Source organism: Mesorhizobium helmanticense, from assembly GCF_003034915.1.
GTDB classification, from domain to species: domain Bacteria; phylum Pseudomonadota; class Alphaproteobacteria; order Rhizobiales; family Rhizobiaceae; genus Mesorhizobium; species Mesorhizobium helmanticense.
Genome location: NZ_PZJX01000080.1, coordinates 1 through 18,367 on the forward strand (window position 1 = coordinate 1; position 18,367 = coordinate 18,367).

Genomic DNA, 18,367 nt, shown 5'->3' on the forward strand with positions numbered 1-18,367 from the left:
TCTCGGCCAGTTCGCGGACAGTCAGCTCGGCATGCGCGCAAAGGCCCAGGATCCGTAGGCGATCAAGATGTGCTGCTGTCATTAGGCGATCGACAAGTATCATCATTGGTCAGCACGGCGCCAAATAGAAGAACCGAACCCCTCGTCCTGCTCGCTTTTTCATGTCGGGCTCTTCGCAAATGCTGTTCGGCAGCGGAACATAACCACATCAGATTTCTGCCACCACTAAACTTGAAAGTTGTGGTGAGCGTACCATTGACAGCGATTTGTGGTCGCAAAGATTCCATAAATTTCCTTGAAGGATCTGTTGCAAGGCCTAAACAAGAACGCAACGAGACTGGCGAGGTGCTGGTAAGACGGCAAGCTGGCAAACAACTTGGCCAACAGGGAGGCGAGCGGCGCCACGGCGACAGTGCTAACCTGCATCGTGCACCTGATCCGCCATCTGTTCGTGTCGCGGAAGGTCGCGAAGCCGTTGTGCCGACGCTCAGAGCCATCTGCCGGGGGCGGACGCTAGGCCGGCATGAAGGCTCTGCAGGACTTCGAGGCCGGCGACACCCGGCGATCACTCAGAGCTGGCGGCGCGACTGGCAGCACGTCGTGCCTCTTCCCCTATCCGAGTGTGCGCAGCATCATCTACACGGCGGATGCGGTCGAAATGTCCGTGACGCGTCGGCCATTTCCAAATAGCGCCTATCCTGGTCAGTTAGGTCGCACCCCTTCGATGTGGCTGACACGGAGGGCTTGTGCCAGTTCATAAAGCGTGATGATGGTGGTTCCCTTTGCCCTTCTCCAGCCCGCTGATTTCCTGCTGGCTGAAGCCGGAGATCTCGGCAAGCTGCTCCTGCGTCAAGCCGGCCTTCTCCCTGATCCTGCGTGCATTTCGTCAGACCAGCTTGCGGTCTCCATGCGAAGGTCAGCAAGTCAAAGCCATTGAGTTTATGCCATCGATGTGCCCGAACCATCTGCCGCCGGGGGGCAGCAAATCCAAGGCTACGATTTTGGTGACTTGTCGCTTGCCAAGCAGCACAAGCTATCGGTCACGCAAGCGACGCACACGTGCGAGAACCTCGCAAGGGTCGATTTCGAGCGCTTCCGCTACATCGAGGAACTCAATGACGTCCATGCGACGTTCACCGCCCTCATACTTGGCCACGAAAGACTGCGGGCGGCGAAGCGCTTCGGCAACCTTGGCCTGGGTTAAGCCCTTGTTCTTGCGCGCCGCTATCAGCTGTTCCAGCAGCCGGCGTTGGCGGGGCGATCGAAGGGATTTCGGCATCAGATGAACCGGCCAGAAGGGAACCGGCTCATCGACTAATCCCAGTTTCGGATTATCCCATTTTAGGATATATTTGCAATCCACAAGGCAAGCCGCGGCATGGAGCAAACTGTATGGTCGAGACCATGTCGAAGAAAAGCGGGCTCAGTTCATGGGCGGCGGTTGCGCGTCATCCAGATCGATTTCGGCAATCCGGGATGGACTGATCGCCTTTGTTACTGCGGCGGCCTAATCAACTCACAAGGATCAACGTCAAACGCTTTTGCGAGCCGGCCAAGCACACTGACACTTGCGGAAACCCGAGCACGCTCGATCGAGCCCACATAGCGCATGCTCAGCTCTGCGCGGGCAGCCAATTCTTCCTGCGTCAGGTCCTGATCATGGCGCAAACGACGCATGTTGATCGCCATGACTTCCGTGAGGTCCATGGCGAGATAGGGACCAGAACCGGAACTATCGTTCTAGGAACGATCGTTCCTATTCGCTATGGTGAGCCAACCGAGGAGAAGCCGTGCCCGATCACAACAAACCCCAAACCGGCAAGAGGGTCGCGATGAAACGCATAGTCCAAGACGAAGTCCCCTGGTCGGACAGCCTGACCGCTTACGACAATGAGCACTTCACCATCTATATGAGGCTCCTGGACGCGTCCGCCGACGATGCCAGCGAAGACGAGATGGCGCAGCTCGTCCTCGGCATCGATCCGATGCGAGAACCTGAGCGCGCCCGAATGGCGGTTCGCAGCCATCTCGATCGGGCAAACTGGATGGTTACGACTGGATACAAAGAACTGTTCGCGCGCTGACAGGCTCCAGGTGAGCTATTCCAATCATCTTAGACGAGGAAATCCCGATAGCCGCGATTCACGAGCATGTGACCGCGCCGGACGGCACGGCGGATTCGATCGCGAAGGTGGTTGCGCGGATCCGTCCAGTCGGCCTGGACGCGTTGTCGCGCCAACAGGGCCATTGCGATTTGGCGATGCGATGCCCCGCCTAGCGAGCCGTCGAGCGCCTGAAGAACAAAGCGCAGACGGCTAGCGCGCGCTTCGGGGGGAAACAGCCTGTCGGGAAATTGTCCAGTCGCGTGAAAAGCATTGAGGCATTCGAGCGCATTCAGGTGCTGCCTCATCCGATCGGCGGGCCAGATCGCGTCGACGGAAAGCCGAACGGGGCGCCAAACCTCCGCGCCCTCCACGACAAGTTGGAGGTCCCGGTGAGCATTTCGCAGCATGACGTGCTGTCGACCGTCCGCCGTGATCATGAGTGACGCCCGACATGGCAATGTAGTGAGATCAAACGAAAGCGTTTCGGGCGACAGTGCCTTTTTCGCAATTACCGGCAGGACATGCGGGCATTGGCGGGAGCACCAGAACACAACCGCATCAGGCCTCAACGAGCTTGCGAAAAAGGAGCCCCCACTGCGTGAGATCGAGCGACGATCTCACCACTTCTACCTCGAACCACCTTTCTGCAAATTCTGCGTGCTCAAGCGAGAGCCTGCAGTCACGCTGGAAAGCCGGATTGCGCCGTAGGAATTCCCAGGCCCAGCCGCGTCGCGTCAGGTACCGCGTGTAGCGATAGGATTTCTCATCCTGCCAGTCCGGCCAGTCGGCGTCATTACCTATCATAACCATGTCAGGCGCCCGTGCAGAGCACCGGGGCCCACAGTACGGGACCGCCAAGACTGCCATTGTGGCGGACCGCAGCAAGGCTCTCCTCTGACGTGGTGCGGATTGTCTGGGGCGGACCGATCCGGGCTGGCGGCCATCCGGCGCGACGCGGGATTCGCTCCATGCGCAAATCCGTAACCGTGACGATATGGGTGAGCTGCCGCGACAAACCCAAACTCGATCATGCCAGCGAGGAGTTCATGGGTCGCAACAGCAATACTCCCATTGCCCTTCGGTGCAGACGGTGGAAGATCAAGGGCGAAACGGCTGCTTTCCCAGACACTCGGTTCCTCGCGTGCCGTTCTCTCCTCCAACCTCGAAAAGACATCTCGCAACATCGTCGGCCCCGTCGAGGGCAGAAGGCGTACGCCGCTCCCGACGCGACCGCCGGAATCGCGTAACACAAGATAGCGCGGTTTCAGGGGATCGAATGAATCGATCTCGAAGCCGGTCGTGCGCACGTTCCAGCCGAGCCGCTCCTTGAAGACGCGGTAGCGCAGGCGGTGCATTTCGTGAAGCTCGTCGGAAAAGGCGCTGTACCAGCCGGGCGCAATAAGCTCAATCATGATGGTCTCCTCGCAGGTAAGACCCTGCCATTGGAGGCGAACCTTCATGCCGCGACTGCCTGTGCATTTGCACAGGTAGATCAAAGAGGGATTCTGTACCTCAGAAGATTGATGATCGTGAGGAGACTAGCAGCGTCACCGCCTGGTTTTTGGTGCGCACGCCGAGCTTCTTCCTGGCATTGTCCAGATGGAAAGCGGCCGTGCGCTCCTTGATCCCCAAAATACAGCCGATCTCCCAGGCGGACTTGCCCTTCGCCGTCCATTGAAGGCATTCGTACTCACGGGGCGTCAGCGAAACACCATCTACCGCCAGACCACCCGAAAGCTTGCGGCGAACGCCAATGTGAAAGCACATCGCCATAATCTCGAGCGCCTGCTCATATTGCTCGGCGACGCGTAGGAAGGTCGGATCGAGCCTGTCTGCCGCGAAGGTCATCGCAGCGACACCGCCGCGGCGATCGACAAGTGGAATCGTCAGTCCGCAGCAGATGCCGAATTCGGCAGCCTCATCGAAAAGCTGTTGCTGTCGCGTTGAAATGCCGGCATGGCCGAAACCCGGTCCCCACTGAAAGGGACATTCGCTGCACCTTGCCCATTCTATGACCGGGTCGATCTTTTCGTATTGGTGGCGCAAGTAGTGCGACGTCCAGCCGGAATGATAGTTCGATATCAGCCTGGGTTTTGTGACGCGATCAGACACCAGAGACAGATAGGCGAATGCGGGAATGTCGAAGGCGCCGGCGGCGCTGGACAGTGCGTTATGGAAGTCGACTTCATCAACGCTCAAAGACAACTGTTCCAGCAAAGTTTCGAAGACGAGCTGCATTTTCTCCAGCGGCTGTTTTCAATTAGACATGGGACTTTCTGGCTTCTTGGCAGCTACGGCGAGAAGACTCGCCCCCCAAGATATTCGACGCTGGAGAAAATTCACCGCGGTGACTACTCCCCGGACCTTCGATCATATGAAAGGAGGTGCATGCGACCTCGACGCCGGCTGCCGCAAGCCGCGGGTCCGAAGCTGCGATTGTGGGCGGTTTGCATGGTGTAGTAGAAATATCGAAGCTCGATGTGCCATCCGGATATGCAGATGACTTCCCTCTCGAACTCTCGATTGCGGGCGCGCCACAATCACCCTGATCCAGCGGGTCAAAAAAGGCGCCCTGCCGGCGGGGAGGTACACCGGCAGGGCGCGCCGCACAAACACCCTGGTCGTGGCCAACAACCTCCACAGCAAGCCCTGCTCTCGCACCCTTTGTCCGCTCGAGATCAGAAGCCGCTTCCTTCACCGCTTCAATAACGGTTGGCGATACCTGCTTGACGTCGATGATATGTGCCATCGCGTCAGCCCATCCGCTCAGAAGCGTAGCTTCGCGGGCTTGCCGGGAAAACGACGGTTCGGTGGCCGTTCAGGAAGACGCGGTGGTGGATATGGGCGTGGATGGCGCGGGCCAGAACTTGGCTTTCGACGTCGCGGCCGATCGAGACGTAGTCCTCCACGGATTGTGCATGGGTGATGCGAGCGGTATCCTGCTCAATGATCGGACCTTCGTCCAGATCGGTGGTGACATAATGCGCGGTTGCGCCGATCAGCTTGACGCCTCGCTCGTAGGCCTGCTTGTACGGGTTGGCGCCCTTGAACGAGGGTAGGAACGAGTGGTGGATGTTGATGATGCGGCCCGACATCTTCTTGCACATGGCATCGGAAAGAACCTGCATGTAGCGGGCAAGCACGATCAGTTCGGTGCCGGTCTGCTCGACGATGTCGAGGATCTGGGCTTCAGCCTGCTGCTTGTTCTCCTTGCTCACTTTGATGTGGTGGAAGGGAATGTCGTGGTTGACCACGACCTTCTGGTATTCGAAATGGTTGGAAATGACGCCAACGATGTCGATCGGCAGGGCGCCGATCTTCCAGCGGTAGAGCAGGTCGTTGAGGCAATGGCCGAAGCGCGACACCATCAGCAGCACCTTCATGCGCTTGGTGGCATCGCGGATCTCAGCATCCATCGCAAACTTTTCGACGATCGGCTTTAGGCCTTTCACCAGGTCGGCCTGGCCGACCCCTAGCTCGGAGATGAAAGAGACGCGCATGAAAAACCTGCCGGTGTCGAGATCGTCGAACTGTGAACTATCGACAATGTTGCAGCCCTGACCGGCCAGGAGAGTCGCAATCGCAGCGACAATGCCGCGAGTCGATTTGCATGAAACGGTGAGTACGTAGTGCGTCATTTACGTTCACTTTCCTGAATTGCCGGCACGTTGCTTCTGGCGGAGTGATCTCCTTATGGCAAATCGGACCCCTTCCCTGCCCCGGCTACCTGTATTTGAACCCTCGGAGCACCCGTTCGCCGCCTGCGAAGCGACGGTGCCGGGCGAGCCCATCGCAAGTGGGGCTTTCGGTGGCTGGAAAGCCTGCCCGTGCCCAGCCGGATGATCCGTGACGATAGATGCCGAGATAGCGATCCGGGGTCATCCACTTAATGCCCAGCCCGAGCATCACGATGCGTCGCCGAACCCAGTCGGACATCTAACAAGGGCGGCACTAAGCGGGAATTCACGATGCTTTCGTAGTACCTGCAAAATGTGGTGACACGTCCAGCATCCGTAAAAAGATGCCCTGCCGATCGGGAGTAAACCGGCAGGGTGCGCCGCGCAGAGCTTGGTCAATGGGAGGACCGCACGCAGCGGCAAAAACGGTGGAGCAAGGCAGTCAAGGGTTCATCGCCAACCACTTGAGTTGCCTCCTATCCCTCCTCATCAATGCGCGGCCAGGATCATATCGCGCCCTCGGCCTTCAGCGCACGGTAAGTCGTTTCGACCGATTTCGCGGTCGCGTCGACAATGATGTCGATTTCGTCCCGAGTGATGATCAGTGGCGGGGCAAAGCCGAGGGTATCGCTGTGCGGCATGGCCCGGCCGATGACCCCGTTCTCAAGCAAAGCAGCCGCGGCACGCGCGCCAACCTGCAGCTCGGGCTCAAAAGGTATGCGCGCCTTGGGGTCCCGCATCATCTCTACGCCAGACAGGATTCCAACGCCGCGAACTTCGCCGACAATGGGATGTCCCTCCAGTTCGGCTTTCATGCGCGACAACCAATAGGGCCCGACATCCTGGACATGTTCCAGGATGTTTCTTTCCTTAAGGACTTTGATGTTGGCGAGTGCGGCCGCCGCGCAAAGCGTATGACCGGAATATGTCCAGCCATGGCCCAGAGCTCCGTGCTTCTCCGTTCCTTCTTCCAGGACTTTCCAGACGCGGTCGCCGATAATCGACCCGGAGATGGGGAGGTAGGCGGAACTGACGCCCTTGGCGATAGTGACGAAATCTGGACGCATGCCATAAAGGTGAGAACCGAATTTCTCACCGGTTCGCGCGAAGCCGCAAACCACTTCATCGGCGATCAGCAAAATATCGTACTTGTCCAGCACCTCTTGAATGGCCGTCCAGTATCCTTTTGGGGGCGGAACGATGCCGCCGGTCCCAAGTGCCGGTTCTCCGATGAAGGCTGCAACCGTATCTGGGCCTTCGGCAAGAATAAGGGCTTCAAGTTCGTCGGCGCAGCGTTTGGAGAAGGCTTCCTCGGTTTCGCCCTCATGCGCCTGGCGATAGTAATGTGGTGTGGTTGTGTGGCGCACCAGGTTCAAAGGCAGATCGAAGAATTTGTGAAAGAACGGAAGGCCTGTCAGGCTGCCGGTGACCAGCCCGGAACCGTGATAACCGCGGTGCCGCGAGATGATCTTCTTCTTTTCAGGGCGACCGAGGATGTTGTTATAGTACCAGACGAGCTTGATGTTGGTTTCGTTGGCATCGGAACCAGACAGGCCAAAATACACCCTTCGCATGTTCTGTCCGAAGTATTCGACGATAGCCTCCCCCAAACGGGCGACGGGTTCCGTGCCCTGGCTGGCATAGACATGAGCGAACGGCAGGTCATGTGCTTGCTTGGCAATGGCGTCGGCGATCTCCGTGCAGCCATATCCCATGTTGACGCAGTAGAGTCCGCCGAAACCGTCGAGGCTCTTTCGGCCTTCAGTATCCCAGATGTAGACGCCTTCAGCGCCGGCCATAATCCGGTTTGGCGTCTCGCCGCGGCTGTGTTTTGCCAAGTGCGTGGACGGATGAAAGACGAAGCTCCGATCCTTCTCCTGGATTTGCTTGGTTCCCAGATTGGTCAGGCTCATTGCCGCTCTCCCTTTGATTGCCCGGCGGAGAACACTTGGTCAGCCGCTTGTCAATGAGTGATCATACCGCCGGACGCGTCTCGCGTTCCACGGCAATGCGCGGCCTCGACCGACGAATCCACGGAACTTGCGCCAATCTCCGTGGAAAACACGGGCTCCGCAAACTCACCGCTCTCGTAGTGCGGACAAGGGTATCGGCGAATTGGATTTGATGGATTTCGTCACGACCAGGCTATAATATTGGTCGATCCCGAGACCTAGCTGCAGCAACCCCTCCATGAATTCCTGATAAGCAGACATAGAGGGGGCTGCAACGCGCATCAGGTAATCAACACGGCCCCCAATAGCCCAGCAGTCCATAATTTCGGGGATACCTTGAATCGCGGTCTCAAAGTGTCGTTGGTCTTCGAGGCGGTGACGATCCAGCACCACCTCCACCATCACGAAAATCACGCCCCCAGCGAGGGACGGACTGAGCCGCGCGTAATAGCCTTCAATAGCCCCTGCTGCTTCGAGTATACGAAGCCGCTCCGAGCAAGCCGACGCCGACAGATGAACGCGCTTGGCAAGTTCGCTTTTCGATATCCGACCGTCTGCTTGTAGTTCGGAGAGAATCCGAAGGTCCCAAGCATCCAGGCGTACGGTGTTGAGTTTTGACTTCATGGCCTGCCGGAGCTGAATCACAGCCTTACGTTTAGGCCGCTTTTGGGTCCGCGCCAATTCCATCTATGGTGCCGCGCGCCGACTAAACGTTGCGTTCGTCGCCGGTGGCTGGGGCCTGGGCATGGGCTCATTCGCAGCTTGCCCAAACCAAGCGCCTGGCTTCTCATTGCTGGAGCCTATGGCAGGCGAGGCAGGGCAATTGTTTGACGGGAATATCAAACGCCGATGTTGCGCGCGATGCTGTCGGCAGCCATGCGCTTGCGCCATTCAATTGGCCCGGAATTGTGAATCGAGTTTCCCTCGACATCGACAGCCATGATCACTGGCATGTCCTGGACCTCGAATTCATAGATCGCTTCCATGCCCAGGTCTTCAAAGGCAACGAGCCGTGCTGCCTTGATCGATTTTGAGATAAGGTAAGCAGCGCCACCCACTGCGACCAGATAAGGCGTCTTGTATCTGGCAATCGATGCAATAGCCGCTGGCCCCCTCTCCGCCTTACCGACCATCGCCAAAAGCCCGGTTTGCGCGAGCAATTTTTCCGTAAAATTGTCCAAGCGGTTGGAGGTTGTTGGGCCAGCCGGCCCCACGACCTCATCCCTTACCGCGCGTACAGGTCCGACATAGTAGATCACGCGTCCCCGCAGATCGACCGGGAGCGGCTTACCGGCATCGATCAGGTCGACCATTCGCTTGTGGGCGGCGTCACGGCCGGTCAGCATCTTTCCGGATAGGAGTAGAGTTTCCCCGCAGCCCCACGATGCTGTCTCTTCCCTCGTCAGCCCATCCAAGTTGACCCGCCGCACCCCGGTTGTTTGCAAGTCCTCGGGACCGATCTGGGGCCACTGGGAAAGGTCTGGCGGTTGGAGTTGCGCTGGTCCTTTGCCGTCCAATGTGAATGTCAGATGGCGGTTGGCGGCGCATTGGGGGATCAGTGCCACGGGCTTGGACGCCACGTGGGTTGGATAGCTCGCGACCTTGACATCAACGACTGTCGTCAGACCACCGAGGCCCTGCGCACCGATGCCCAGCCCGTTAATTCGCTCATAGAGCTCAATCCGCAGTTCCTCCTCCACGTTGCCGGGTCCCCTGGAAAGCAGTTCCGACATGTCGATAGGCTCGTTCATGGCCTCCTTGGCGAGCAGCATCGCCTTTTCGGCGCTACCGCCTATGCCGACCGAGATCAGTCCGGGCGGGCACCAGCCGCTGCCAAGGGTCGAAACGGTGTCGACCACCCAGTTGGCAACGGATGCGCTAGGGTTAAGGGTGGTGAAACGGGCCTTGTTTTCCGACCCGCCGCCCTTCGCCGCGATGGTGATCTCAATCTGGTTGCCTTGCACAAGTTCGACGTGGACGACTGCCGGCGTGTTGTCGCGGGTGTTCAATCGTCGGCCAAGCGGATCCGAGACGATCGACGGTCGAAGGGGATTGTCGGGGTCGAGATATGCCCGACGGACGCCTTCATTCACGAGGTGCGCGAAACTGGCTGCGGACTTGATACGAACGCCCATCCCGACCTTGGCGAAAACCACCACGAGACCAGTGTCCTGGCAGATCGGTCGGCGCCCAAATGCGGCCATGCGCGAATTCAGCAGTATCTGCCCGATGGCGTTCTTTGCCGATGGGCTCTGCTCGCGCTCGTATGCCTGCGAAAGGTACCGGATATAGTCTGGAGGATGGTAATACGAGATGTACTGAAGCGCATCGGCGACGCTCGTTGCGATGTCTTCACAGGCAATGGTGCGTGTCCTTCTATTCACCAGCTCTTATCCGAATGATCCGAGGCCGTTGACCAGTTTCAGGCTTTGGAAGCTCCGCAAACCCTGCTCGCCACCCTCATACCCATAGCCGCTCTGTTTGACGCCTCCATATGGTGCATCCGCGGAAACCCCTTTCAGGTAATTTACACTGACAGCGCCGGCCGAAACACCGCCGATCAGCGCCCGCTTCGCCTCGGTGGCCCCGGTGAAGAAATAGGCGGCCAGGCCATACTCGGTGGCATTGGCTTCCTCGATAGCCTCCTCGATCGTGTCGAACGGCGCCACTGTCAGGATCGGCCCGAACGGCTCGTCATGAAGCACTTTCGCATCCTTTGGCACCCCTGTCAGGATGGTCGGCGGCCAGTAATAGCCCGGCCCGTCCAGGCGGGCGCCACCGGTCTCGACGCGGGCGCCACGATCGACCGCGTCCTTTACCAGAAGCTGCATGGCCTCTACTCGCCGCGCGTTTGCCATCGGTCCCATCTCGGTCGAAAGGTCGTCGGGCGGGCCGATCTTGATTTTGCGTGCAACGTCGGTCATCCGCGATAGAAACTCCTCGTAGAGTGGCCGTGCGACGAGGATTCTGCTGGGCGCATTGCAGCTCTGGCCGGCGCACTCGAACTTGTATTCCGAAATTGCCGGAACAGCCGTTGTGAGATCCGCATCCTCGCATACAACGACCGGCGAGTGTCCACCGAGTTCAAGGACACACCGTTGCAGGTTGTTCGCGGCGAGCTTGGCCAGGTGTTTTCCAACAGCGGTGGAACCCGTAAAGGTCAAGACCTTTACGATCGGCGAACTGAGCAGGTGCTCAGAAATCTGCGCCGGCACGCCGAAGACAAGATTGACCACGCCGTCCGGGATACCCGCCTGGCGCAACGCTTCGACAATGTGGATGGCCGCACTCGGTGTCTCTTCAGCCCCCTTGAGGATCACAGGACAGCCTGCCGCCAACGCGGGGGCAAGCTTGCGGGCGATAAGCACTGCGGGATAGTTCCACGGCGTGAAGGCAGCGACGACGCCGAGCGGCTCGGGGACGATCATGCGGTTCGGGCCATGCGGAATTGGGGCCGACAATTCTTCGGCGTGTGTGCCGTACCACTCAAGCGTCTCGACGGCGCGTGCGTACTCGCCCGTTGCTTCCGCCATCGTCTTGCCCTGTTCTCTCGACAAATCCTTGGCTGCGTCTCCCACCTTCGTGGCCAGAATCCTGGCGGCCGCGATAAGGATTTCGCCGCGATCCTTCGACGGTCGTGAGGACCAGGCCCGGCGGCTTGCCTCTGCTGATGAAAGGGCTTCGTCCAGATCCGAAGCCGACGCCGCGGCCACCGAGCCAAATACCGTTTCTGTCGCCGGGTTGGTCACCGTCAGGGTTCCGCTACCGTCTCGCCACCTGCCGTCGATGAAAAGCTGATAGGTCGTGGCGTTGGACATCGCATGCTCCGCTTTAGTGGATTTGGCCAAGTATCAGAACGGCCGCTATCCGAACCGTGTCTTGCTCATCTGCGATTTCATCGCGATAATTGCATGCGGTCAAATATCGAATGTCGGCCAAAACCATCTCGTATCCAGATTGGCAGCGCTCAAGCAGCTGCGGAGTAGTGGCAGCATGCGATTCCGGGAATTGACCGGACAGGATTCCGACCAAAATCCGGCAACGTCGTCCGCGCCGAGCGCACCCAATTGCCGATACTCTGGATTCGGAACGCTCGAAGGTGACGCTGCGGAGTCGAAACCCTTCTGTATTTCGAGATCGATCACCCAGTGGACACGCTTCGCCCACGGCAAGTATTGCATAGCGCGCATCAGCACCATCGTGATGTCCTCAAACGTGGTCAGAATGCCGAGCAACCCTTGCAACCTATCCGTCGTCGGTATGTATAGTGGCCGGGACCGGCGGCGCGCCTTATTGGCCGGACGTGATACGATAAAGAAGGTCCAGAAGTTTAACCTCAAGGTTCACCTCGCAACACGCCGCCGTTATGCCGTCGATGCGCTGGGCCTACTCCTTTTGCAGGTCAGCGGGTCGATGAAATCGTGGAGCAAAACGCAAAACATCTTCCTCCCAAGACTTCCGGCTCGAGAATGATCCGCGCCGGATCACCAGAACAAGCCAGGCGGGCGAAAAATAACGCGGGCCCGATTGCGGCTATCCTGCACAGCAAACGTTTATCCCGGGTGGGAGCGCGCTGCTCCCTCGTTCAGCAGCGAGCGCCCGTCACTTGCGAAGGATCAGCTTCCAAAGGCCGGCTTCAGTTGCTCAGGCGCGTCGTCCATAAGATTAGATCATTCTGCACCTGTATGGACTGGACCCGCTTGGACATGGCAAAGACATAATCGACCTCACCGATTCTCACAGATGGAACGTAACTCTGGTTCCAGCCCTCGAGTTTGCGATAAAGATCTTGCGCATCTTCCATTGTGGCTGCTTTTCTGATCCTAGCGAGAATATCCTCTAATTGCATGTCCCTGGGGCCCCCTGGGAAATCCTTGTTAAGTGACACCAGCTGCGACGGGTCAGACTTTGGCCCCACGCTAAGCACCATCAGATCCCATGCCTCCTTGTTCGCACGCACTTTGACAAACGTCGCCCAATCATAGCTTTCAACCTTAACATTCACGCCCAGATTCTGCAGTTGCTGCTGGATCACAATGGCTGAATTGTACATCTCGACATAGTCACGCGTGGTAATGAGGATTAGTTGTCGTCCATCGTAGCCCGCTTCCTTCAGCAACCGTTTGGCATTCGGCGCATCGACAGGATTGAACTCTGTGTCGCCGACCTCCGTGGTCCACTGCTTTTGATTCCGCATCATCAAATGGTTGTTTAGTCGAAAGAAGCGTTGATCTATGGCCGCTGCTGTCAAGATCGGGAGCCGATCGATTCCGATATTTATAGCTTGCCGTGCGCGCTTGTCCCGAAAAAAACCCGATTTTTCCTGATTGAAGCTCAGATTAAGCATTGTGCTCGCATAAGAACCGAGTTTCAAAGCGTCATTCTCTTGAACTTCGGTTATGCTGTCATAAGGAAGGGGATTGGCGACATCGTACTCGCCCGTAGTGAGACCGAGCGTACGAGTGGATTCATCCTTCACAAATACAATCTGAATCTTGCCACACGTCGGAGTCCGATCACCTGCTGTTCCACTCTGTGTGCCACCGAACGAAGTATATCCCTCATAACGCTGAAGTTCCATCATTTGATCTTGTTGCCAGTCGACTAAACGAAATGGACCCGTGCCGATGTACTGGGTTAGCGGTTTCTCTGCCGCGGCCGTGGCGATCGACGCCGGCATGATCACCGCACTTTGAGCGATTCCCGACGCAAGCGTATCCAAAACGTTAAACCGGGGCGTAGGTAGACTTAGCACGACCGTGTGTTCTTCCTCAGCTTGCCATGTCGCTCCCTGGAAAACATTTTTGCCGGGTAGAGAATAGCGTTGCCATCGCTCGAGTGATGCTACCGCATCAGTGGCTGTTAAGGGCTGGCCGTTGTGGAATTTGACACCTGGCCGCAAGGTGAACCGATACATCCGGCCGTCTTCGCTAACGCTCCAGCTTTGCGCTAGTCCCGGTTGAATTTTCATATCCTCATCCAGAGTGACGAGAGTCTCGAAAATATTGCGCGCAAGCGTGTTGGCAGGGATGACTGTCGTTACATGCGGATCGAGGCTGGGTGGCTGTGGACCATACCCGACCACAAGTGTGTCACCCTCTGAAGCCGCAAGGGAACCTACGAGCATAAGAGACATAAGGAGTGCCGCCGCCGCAGCTAGGGGTCTGCGGAAGCGTGTTAGATAGACCATCATAATTTTTACTCTCTGGTTAGCTTCCGAAGAATTGGCGATATAGCTGATCGTTACCACAGATATTCTATCACTCGATTTCATCTAGTTTTTTTGATCTTGGTTGGGCGCCCCAATTCTGTCTCTGGCCCTATCTTCGGCGTGGCCGGTGAAGCTGGGGCGGGATGCGAAGCCGGCTATGAGATAGCTTAGCCGGGGACGATAGCTCCAGAGTTGAGTTCTGGCGGACTGCGTTGTAGTGCTGGCGTCAGCCTTCCATGACGATCGCCATTGAGCAGCTCGTCTCGGAGCTTCAAGCTCCCGCAATAGCCGTTCTCCGGGCCTGCCAGGCGCGATGTAGGCCCGCGCAGCTCGTCTGCCATGCTGCCGTTTCCTGGCCATCTCTAGCTCTCGTCAATCGGCTCCAAAGCAAGACCTAATTGACGACCATTAAATGGGGCGCAGACCACTTTCCGCTCGCTCCAAGATTGAAAAACCACCGATGACACAATAGCGGCGAAGCCAAAACGCAGTACAACGCAATGTTTATATGGGCGCCATCTGACTTCGAGATGACTGATGCTTTTTTGAACCAGCCGGGTGGCGAGACGACCATGAATTGACATTGCCTACCGGACGAGATCCAGTCGCTGCCAGAAACCTCGGTCGGCGACCGGACCTCGCGATGACATCAAGCCACCGAGCGCGCCCGCTTTTCCGCCTGGATTGCCGGATCAGGCACAGGAACCGAATTGATGAGAAGCCGAGTGTAGTCATGACGCGGGGCCGACATCACTTCGCGAGCGGAGCCAAGCTCTAGAAGCTTGCCATGGCGCAGAACTCCGACGCGATGTGAGATTTCTTCAACCACGGCCAGATCGTGGCTGATGAACAACGCAGCAAACCCTAGCTCTTTTTGCAAGGTCTTGAACAGCTCCAGCACTTTGGCCTGAATCGAGACGTCCAGTGCGGACGTCGGTTCATCCGCTACAATAAACTCAGGGTTCAGCGCCAGCGCCCGCGCGAGACCGACCCGCTGCCGCTGGCCACCCGAAAGCTCGCCAGGATATCGCCACGCCATATCACTTGGGAGTTGCACCTGATCAAGTAACTCCAGCACTCGCGATCTGACTGCCGGTGCGGAAGGCAATGCGCGATGCACCCGCAACGGCTCGGCGATACAGTCAAAGACAGTCATAAAGCCGTTGAAGGAAGACGCCGGATCCTGAAAGACAAACCCCGTACGTCGACGCAATTCGCGCAGGCTTTTACCCTTGACATGACGCAGATCAGCGCCGAAAAGCCGCATTGCGCCGCCGGTCACCGGTGAGAGCCCAACGACGGCGCGCCCAATCGTACTCTTGCCCGACCCACTTTCACCCACAAGGCCCAATATCTCCCCGGCCGCAATATCGAACGTGACTCCCTTGACCGCAGGCACTGAGGTTCTGCCGAAGCGGCCGGGATAGGTAATCTCCAGGTGATCAGCTTCAAGGATGAGTCGTTCCCGACTGGCGAAGTCCTCCTTTCCCGAACTCTGTCCTAAGAGGGGCACGGCGGCCAATAGCCGGCGGGTATAGTCTGCTTTTGGCGAAGCAAAGAGTACAGTGCTGGGGGCTTCTTCTACAATGCGGCCTTGGTACATTACGGCCACCCGGTCTGCTAAGTCTGCCACAACACCCAGGTTGTGAGTGATGATCAGGATTGAAGTTCCGAGTTCATCTCGGCAGCGTCGCAGCAGATCAAGAATACCGGCCTGGACCGTCACATCCAGAGCTGTGGTCGGCTCATCGGCAATGATAAGCGCCGGACGAAGTGCCAGCGCCATGGCGATAACGACACGCTGTTTCTGACCGCCAGAAAGTTGGTGTGGATAGTAATCCACCCTTGTCTGGGGGTCCGGAATATCGACATCGCGCAGGAGCTCTATTGCGCGGTTGCGGCGTGCCCGCTGATCGCATATCCCGTGCGCCTTTAGGCCTTCGGCGATCTGCCAGCCGATGGTGAATACCGGATTTAGCGCGGTTGAGGGTTCTTGAAACACCATTGCCGCCGCAGCGCCGCGCAGCCGCGCCAGATCGCTAGGCGACGCCGCAAGCACATCCTCTCCGGTTAAGCTGATTCGCCCGCTGACCGTTGCGCCTTCAGGAAATATTTTCAATATGGAACGCGCTGTCAGTGATTTGCCCGAACCACTCTCGCCCACCAGCGCAAGGATCTCACCTGATCGCAGTTCCAGTGAAACACCTCGCACAGCCTCGATCGCCCCGCGGCCGAAAGAGATGCTCAAATTCTCGATAGTGAGGGGGAGGGTCATTTACGCTCCTTCTTTAGTGCATGGCAAGACAAGACGAAGGAGCCTCTTGGACCAGCTTGCTTCCGGCTGGCTCCCACTCCTTGGGTCCACCAAGTCGCGCAGACCATCGCCGATAAGGGTCAGCCCGACCACGGTCATCACCATGGCTGTACTTGCGAAAAGAACCATATAGGGCGCCTTCGCAATTGCGGCTTTGCCATCATAAAGAATATTGCCCCAGCTAGGGGCAGGTGGAGGAACTCCCGCACCCAAAAAGCTCAGCGCGGCCTCGATTACGATCGTCTCTGCGAAGAGGAAGGTCACCTGTACCGCGAGAACTGACAGCACATTAGGAAAGATGTGCCGGCCCATGATGTGGAGATCGCTTGCTCCCATGGCGACAGCAGCTTCGACAAATGTCTCGGAACGAAGGGCCAGTGCCCGGGCGCGCACCAGACGGGCGATGCCCGGCACGAAAACAATGACAAGCGCGATCAATAGATTGCTGAATTTCGGCCCGAATGTCGCGGTCAGCGCCAACGCGAGCAATAGGGCTGGAATGGCCATCAAACCATCGCATATTCGCATTAGCACATGGTCCAGAAGACGAGAAAAACTTGCCAAAATGCCTACCGCGACACCGATCGCAGCGGCAAGGAGCGTGACGCTGGCTGCGAGGCGAAGCGAGGTGGAAGCGCCGGCCAATATGCGCGCCGCCAAATCGCGTCCGAAATTATCGGTTCCCAAAAAGTGTGCCAGCGAGGGCGCCTTAAGTCGGTTGAGAGGTTCAACGGCTTGGGGGTCAAGGCCCAGCAGGTGCGGGAGCACCACCGCCGCAAAGGCCATACCGCCGATCATGCCAAAGCCGATGATTAGCTGAGTATTGCGCATCGCTCGGAAAGCAACGGTTCTGCGCCGTTCACTATTGGTGTCGTTAATTCCGGTCGTAGCCATGGTTTACTTCGCTCCTGCATCTGAAAGTCGTACCCTGGGGTCAATCAGGCCATAGAGCAGGTCTACCAACAGATTGAGAAGGAGATAGAGCAAGGTCAGGAACAGCACGACGCCTTGCGCAACAGGATAATCCCGGCGCTGAATGGCATTGACGAGTAACGAGCCGATTCCTGGTATGTTGAAAACTGTCTCTGCTACTACTGCACCGCTCACCAGCGAGGCAAAGCTCAACCCGATCATGGTGATGATTGGCAGGCCGGCATTACGAAGGGCGTGGGCGAAGAGCAACCGGCTCTCGCTTACGCCGCGCGAGCGGGCGGAATCCACGTATTCCGCTTTCAGGACATCAAGTACCGAAGCACGCACTGTGCGGGTGATGACAGCTGCATAAATGGTGCCTAGTGAGAGCGTGGGCAAGATCAGATAGCGCATCCCGTTCCAAGGCTCGCTAAAAGGATTTCGGTAACCTGCCACCGGCAACCAGTGTAGGCAAACGGAGAAGACTATCACCAGAATGAGGCTGAGCACGAAGCTAGGAAACGTTAGACCGATCAGCGTAAATCCAGCAATGCCATGATCGAAGAATGAGCCCCGCCAACGTGCTGCTAGTACACCCAGCGGTATAGAGACCACGAGCGCATAGAAGATCGTCAATACCGCCAACTGCATGGTTGGTAGAAAATGCTGACCGATCGCCTGCGCGACAGACATTTTCAGGAAGTAGGATGTTCCTAGATCTCCATGCATCGCGCTCCAGATCCAACGGAAATATTGGACCAAAAACGGATCATTAAGTCCCATGCTGTCGCGCAGATTTTGGACATCAGCTTCCAGCGCTTCCGGCCCGAGTATGGTGCTTGCCGGATCCCCTGGCGTAAGGTAAGCCAACGAAAAGATGACGATAGATACGACAAGCAATACGGGCAGTAGGGCACCGGCCCTGCGCAGAGTGTAGGAAGGCATGGCTTTCGCTCCAGATAAGTTGCGATACCGCTCTGAACCTCAAGGACGGTATCGTTGAAAGGACAGAATCCTGCTTAGACCGTAGGTCAGTTACTCAGGCGCGCCGGCCAAAAGATCGGACCGAATTGAACCTGCCTTGACGCGTTTTGACATTGCGAGCGGATACCCAATATCGCCGATTCTCACGGACGGAATGAATTCTCGGTTCCGCGCCTCGCGATCGCCATCGCCGCGAAGAAGGTCAGCCGGAG

General features: G+C 57.7%; 16 protein-coding genes and 3 pseudogenes. 3 read left to right on the forward strand and 16 right to left on the reverse strand.

Annotation, left to right across the window (positions count from 1 at the left end):
• Positions 1–412: 412 nt before the first annotated feature.
• Positions 413–658 (forward strand): annotated as a pseudogene (locus C9427_RS35120) (transposase); the annotation flags it as partial.
• 44 nt (positions 659–702) lie between these two features.
• On the opposite strand, the pseudogene C9427_RS32730 reads toward C9427_RS35120, so the two are convergent.
• The 3 genes and pseudogenes from C9427_RS32730 to C9427_RS32740 form a co-directional block, all read right to left on the reverse strand.
• Positions 703–871 (reverse strand): annotated as a pseudogene (locus C9427_RS32730) (helix-turn-helix transcriptional regulator).
• A gap of 162 nt (positions 872–1,033) precedes the next feature.
• Complete coding sequence (locus C9427_RS32735) at positions 1,034–1,279, reverse strand: helix-turn-helix domain-containing protein (RefSeq protein ID WP_080680407.1); 246 nt, start codon at positions 1,277–1,279, stop codon at positions 1,034–1,036.
• Positions 1,280–1,494: 215 nt separating this feature from the next.
• A complete protein-coding gene (locus C9427_RS32740; protein WP_027033328.1) occupies positions 1,495–1,707 on the reverse strand; it encodes a helix-turn-helix domain-containing protein in 213 nt (70 codons plus the stop codon).
• Between the two features lie 125 nt (positions 1,708–1,832).
• On the opposite strand from C9427_RS32740, the gene C9427_RS32745 reads away from it, so the two are divergent.
• Complete coding sequence (locus C9427_RS32745; RefSeq protein WP_107653103.1) at positions 1,833–2,084, forward strand: DNA -binding domain-containing protein; 252 nt, start codon at positions 1,833–1,835, stop codon at positions 2,082–2,084.
• Positions 2,085–2,113: 29 nt separating this feature from the next.
• Here C9427_RS32745 and C9427_RS32750 read toward each other — a convergent pair whose 3' ends face one another.
• The 9 genes and pseudogenes from C9427_RS32750 to C9427_RS32790 all read right to left on the reverse strand — a co-directional run bounded on the left by C9427_RS32750 (position 2,114) and on the right by C9427_RS32790 (position 11,552).
• Positions 2,114–2,542: a DUF2285 domain-containing protein gene (locus tag C9427_RS32750; RefSeq protein WP_107653091.1), complete on the reverse strand. Its 429-nt coding sequence runs from the start codon at positions 2,540–2,542 to the stop codon at positions 2,114–2,116.
• Positions 2,543–2,663: 121 nt separating this feature from the next.
• The gene (locus tag C9427_RS32755) at positions 2,664–2,915 is read right to left on the reverse strand and encodes a transcriptional regulator domain-containing protein (protein ID WP_107653092.1); all 252 of its coding nucleotides are present in this window, start codon (positions 2,913–2,915) and stop codon (positions 2,664–2,666) included.
• A 1-nt stretch (position 2,916) separates the two neighbouring features.
• Positions 2,917–3,517: pseudogene (locus tag C9427_RS32760) on the reverse strand (acyl-homoserine-lactone synthase).
• Between the two features lie 100 nt (positions 3,518–3,617).
• Positions 3,618–4,343: a helix-turn-helix transcriptional regulator gene (locus C9427_RS32765; protein WP_107653093.1), complete on the reverse strand. Its 726-nt coding sequence runs from the start codon at positions 4,341–4,343 to the stop codon at positions 3,618–3,620.
• A gap of 515 nt (positions 4,344–4,858) precedes the next feature.
• Positions 4,859–5,743, reverse strand: coding sequence for a formyltetrahydrofolate deformylase (purU, locus tag C9427_RS32770; protein ID WP_107653094.1), 885 nt, complete (start codon positions 5,741–5,743; stop codon positions 4,859–4,861).
• A 545-nt stretch (positions 5,744–6,288) separates the two neighbouring features.
• Complete coding sequence (locus C9427_RS32775) at positions 6,289–7,695, reverse strand: aminotransferase (RefSeq protein ID WP_107653095.1); 1,407 nt, start codon at positions 7,693–7,695, stop codon at positions 6,289–6,291.
• Between the two features lie 165 nt (positions 7,696–7,860).
• Positions 7,861–8,358: an Lrp/AsnC family transcriptional regulator gene (locus C9427_RS32780; protein ID WP_107653104.1), complete on the reverse strand. Its 498-nt coding sequence runs from the start codon at positions 8,356–8,358 to the stop codon at positions 7,861–7,863.
• 215 nt (positions 8,359–8,573) lie between these two features.
• Positions 8,574–10,118 (reverse strand): fumarate hydratase, encoded by a 1,545-nt coding sequence (locus tag C9427_RS32785; RefSeq protein WP_107653096.1) that lies wholly within the window; start codon positions 10,116–10,118, stop codon positions 8,574–8,576.
• Between the two features lie 6 nt (positions 10,119–10,124).
• A complete protein-coding gene (locus C9427_RS32790) occupies positions 10,125–11,552 on the reverse strand; it encodes an NAD-dependent succinate-semialdehyde dehydrogenase (RefSeq protein WP_107653097.1) in 1,428 nt (475 codons plus the stop codon).
• Between C9427_RS32790 and C9427_RS33980 the strand changes: the two genes are divergently transcribed.
• Positions 11,539–12,207 (forward strand): hypothetical protein, encoded by a 669-nt coding sequence (locus C9427_RS33980; protein ID WP_146172639.1) that lies wholly within the window; start codon positions 11,539–11,541, stop codon positions 12,205–12,207. The genes C9427_RS32790 and C9427_RS33980 overlap by 14 nt on opposite strands.
• A 163-nt stretch (positions 12,208–12,370) precedes the next feature.
• Here C9427_RS33980 and C9427_RS32805 read toward each other — a convergent pair whose 3' ends face one another.
• From C9427_RS32805 to C9427_RS32820, 4 genes are all read right to left on the reverse strand, one after another.
• Entirely contained in the window at positions 12,371–14,008 is a 1,638-nt protein-coding gene (locus tag C9427_RS32805) for an ABC transporter substrate-binding protein (protein ID WP_245437270.1), read from the reverse strand.
• 586 nt (positions 14,009–14,594) lie between these two features.
• Positions 14,595–16,220 carry a dipeptide ABC transporter ATP-binding protein gene (locus tag C9427_RS32810; protein ID WP_107653100.1) on the reverse strand — a complete coding sequence of 542 codons (1,626 nt, stop codon included), beginning with the start codon at positions 16,218–16,220 and terminating at the stop codon, positions 14,595–14,597.
• Entirely contained in the window at positions 16,221–17,153 is a 933-nt protein-coding gene (locus tag C9427_RS32815; protein ID WP_107653101.1) for an ABC transporter permease, read from the reverse strand.
• Positions 17,154–17,156: 3 nt separating this feature from the next.
• Complete coding sequence (locus tag C9427_RS32820; protein WP_107653102.1) at positions 17,157–18,116, reverse strand: ABC transporter permease; 960 nt, start codon at positions 18,114–18,116, stop codon at positions 17,157–17,159.
• Positions 18,117–18,367 lie beyond the last annotated feature (251 nt).

What these genes read in the sequence shown, in the direction of transcription:
- C9427_RS32735 (WP_080680407.1), bottom strand. Translation starts at nt 1,279, where the DNA reads ATGCCGAAATCCCTTCGATCGCCCCGCCAACGCCGGCTGCTGGAACAG.
- C9427_RS32740 (WP_027033328.1), bottom strand. Translation starts at nt 1,707, where the DNA reads ATGGACCTCACGGAAGTCATGGCGATCAACATGCGTCGTTTGCGCCAT.
- C9427_RS32745 (WP_107653103.1), top strand. Translation starts at nt 1,833, where the DNA reads ATGAAACGCATAGTCCAAGACGAAGTCCCCTGGTCGGACAGCCTGACC.
- C9427_RS32750 (WP_107653091.1), bottom strand. Translation starts at nt 2,542, where the DNA reads ATGATCACGGCGGACGGTCGACAGCACGTCATGCTGCGAAATGCTCAC.
- C9427_RS32755 (WP_107653092.1), bottom strand. Translation starts at nt 2,915, where the DNA reads ATGGTTATGATAGGTAATGACGCCGACTGGCCGGACTGGCAGGATGAG.
- C9427_RS32765 (WP_107653093.1), bottom strand. Translation starts at nt 4,343, where the DNA reads ATGCAGCTCGTCTTCGAAACTTTGCTGGAACAGTTGTCTTTGAGCGTT.
- purU (WP_107653094.1), bottom strand. Translation starts at nt 5,743, where the DNA reads ATGACGCACTACGTACTCACCGTTTCATGCAAATCGACTCGCGGCATT.
- C9427_RS32775 (WP_107653095.1), bottom strand. Translation starts at nt 7,695, where the DNA reads ATGAGCCTGACCAATCTGGGAACCAAGCAAATCCAGGAGAAGGATCGG.
- C9427_RS32780 (WP_107653104.1), bottom strand. Translation starts at nt 8,358, where the DNA reads ATGAAGTCAAAACTCAACACCGTACGCCTGGATGCTTGGGACCTTCGG.
- C9427_RS32790 (WP_107653097.1), bottom strand. Translation starts at nt 11,552, where the DNA reads ATGTCCAACGCCACGACCTATCAGCTTTTCATCGACGGCAGGTGGCGA.
- C9427_RS32805 (WP_245437270.1), bottom strand. Translation starts at nt 14,008, where the DNA reads ATGAAATCGAGTGATAGAATATCTGTGGTAACGATCAGCTATATCGCC.
- C9427_RS32810 (WP_107653100.1), bottom strand. Translation starts at nt 16,220, where the DNA reads ATGACCCTCCCCCTCACTATCGAGAATTTGAGCATCTCTTTCGGCCGC.
- C9427_RS32815 (WP_107653101.1), bottom strand. Translation starts at nt 17,153, where the DNA reads ATGGCTACGACCGGAATTAACGACACCAATAGTGAACGGCGCAGAACC.
- C9427_RS32820 (WP_107653102.1), bottom strand. Translation starts at nt 18,116, where the DNA reads ATGCCTTCCTACACTCTGCGCAGGGCCGGTGCCCTACTGCCCGTATTG.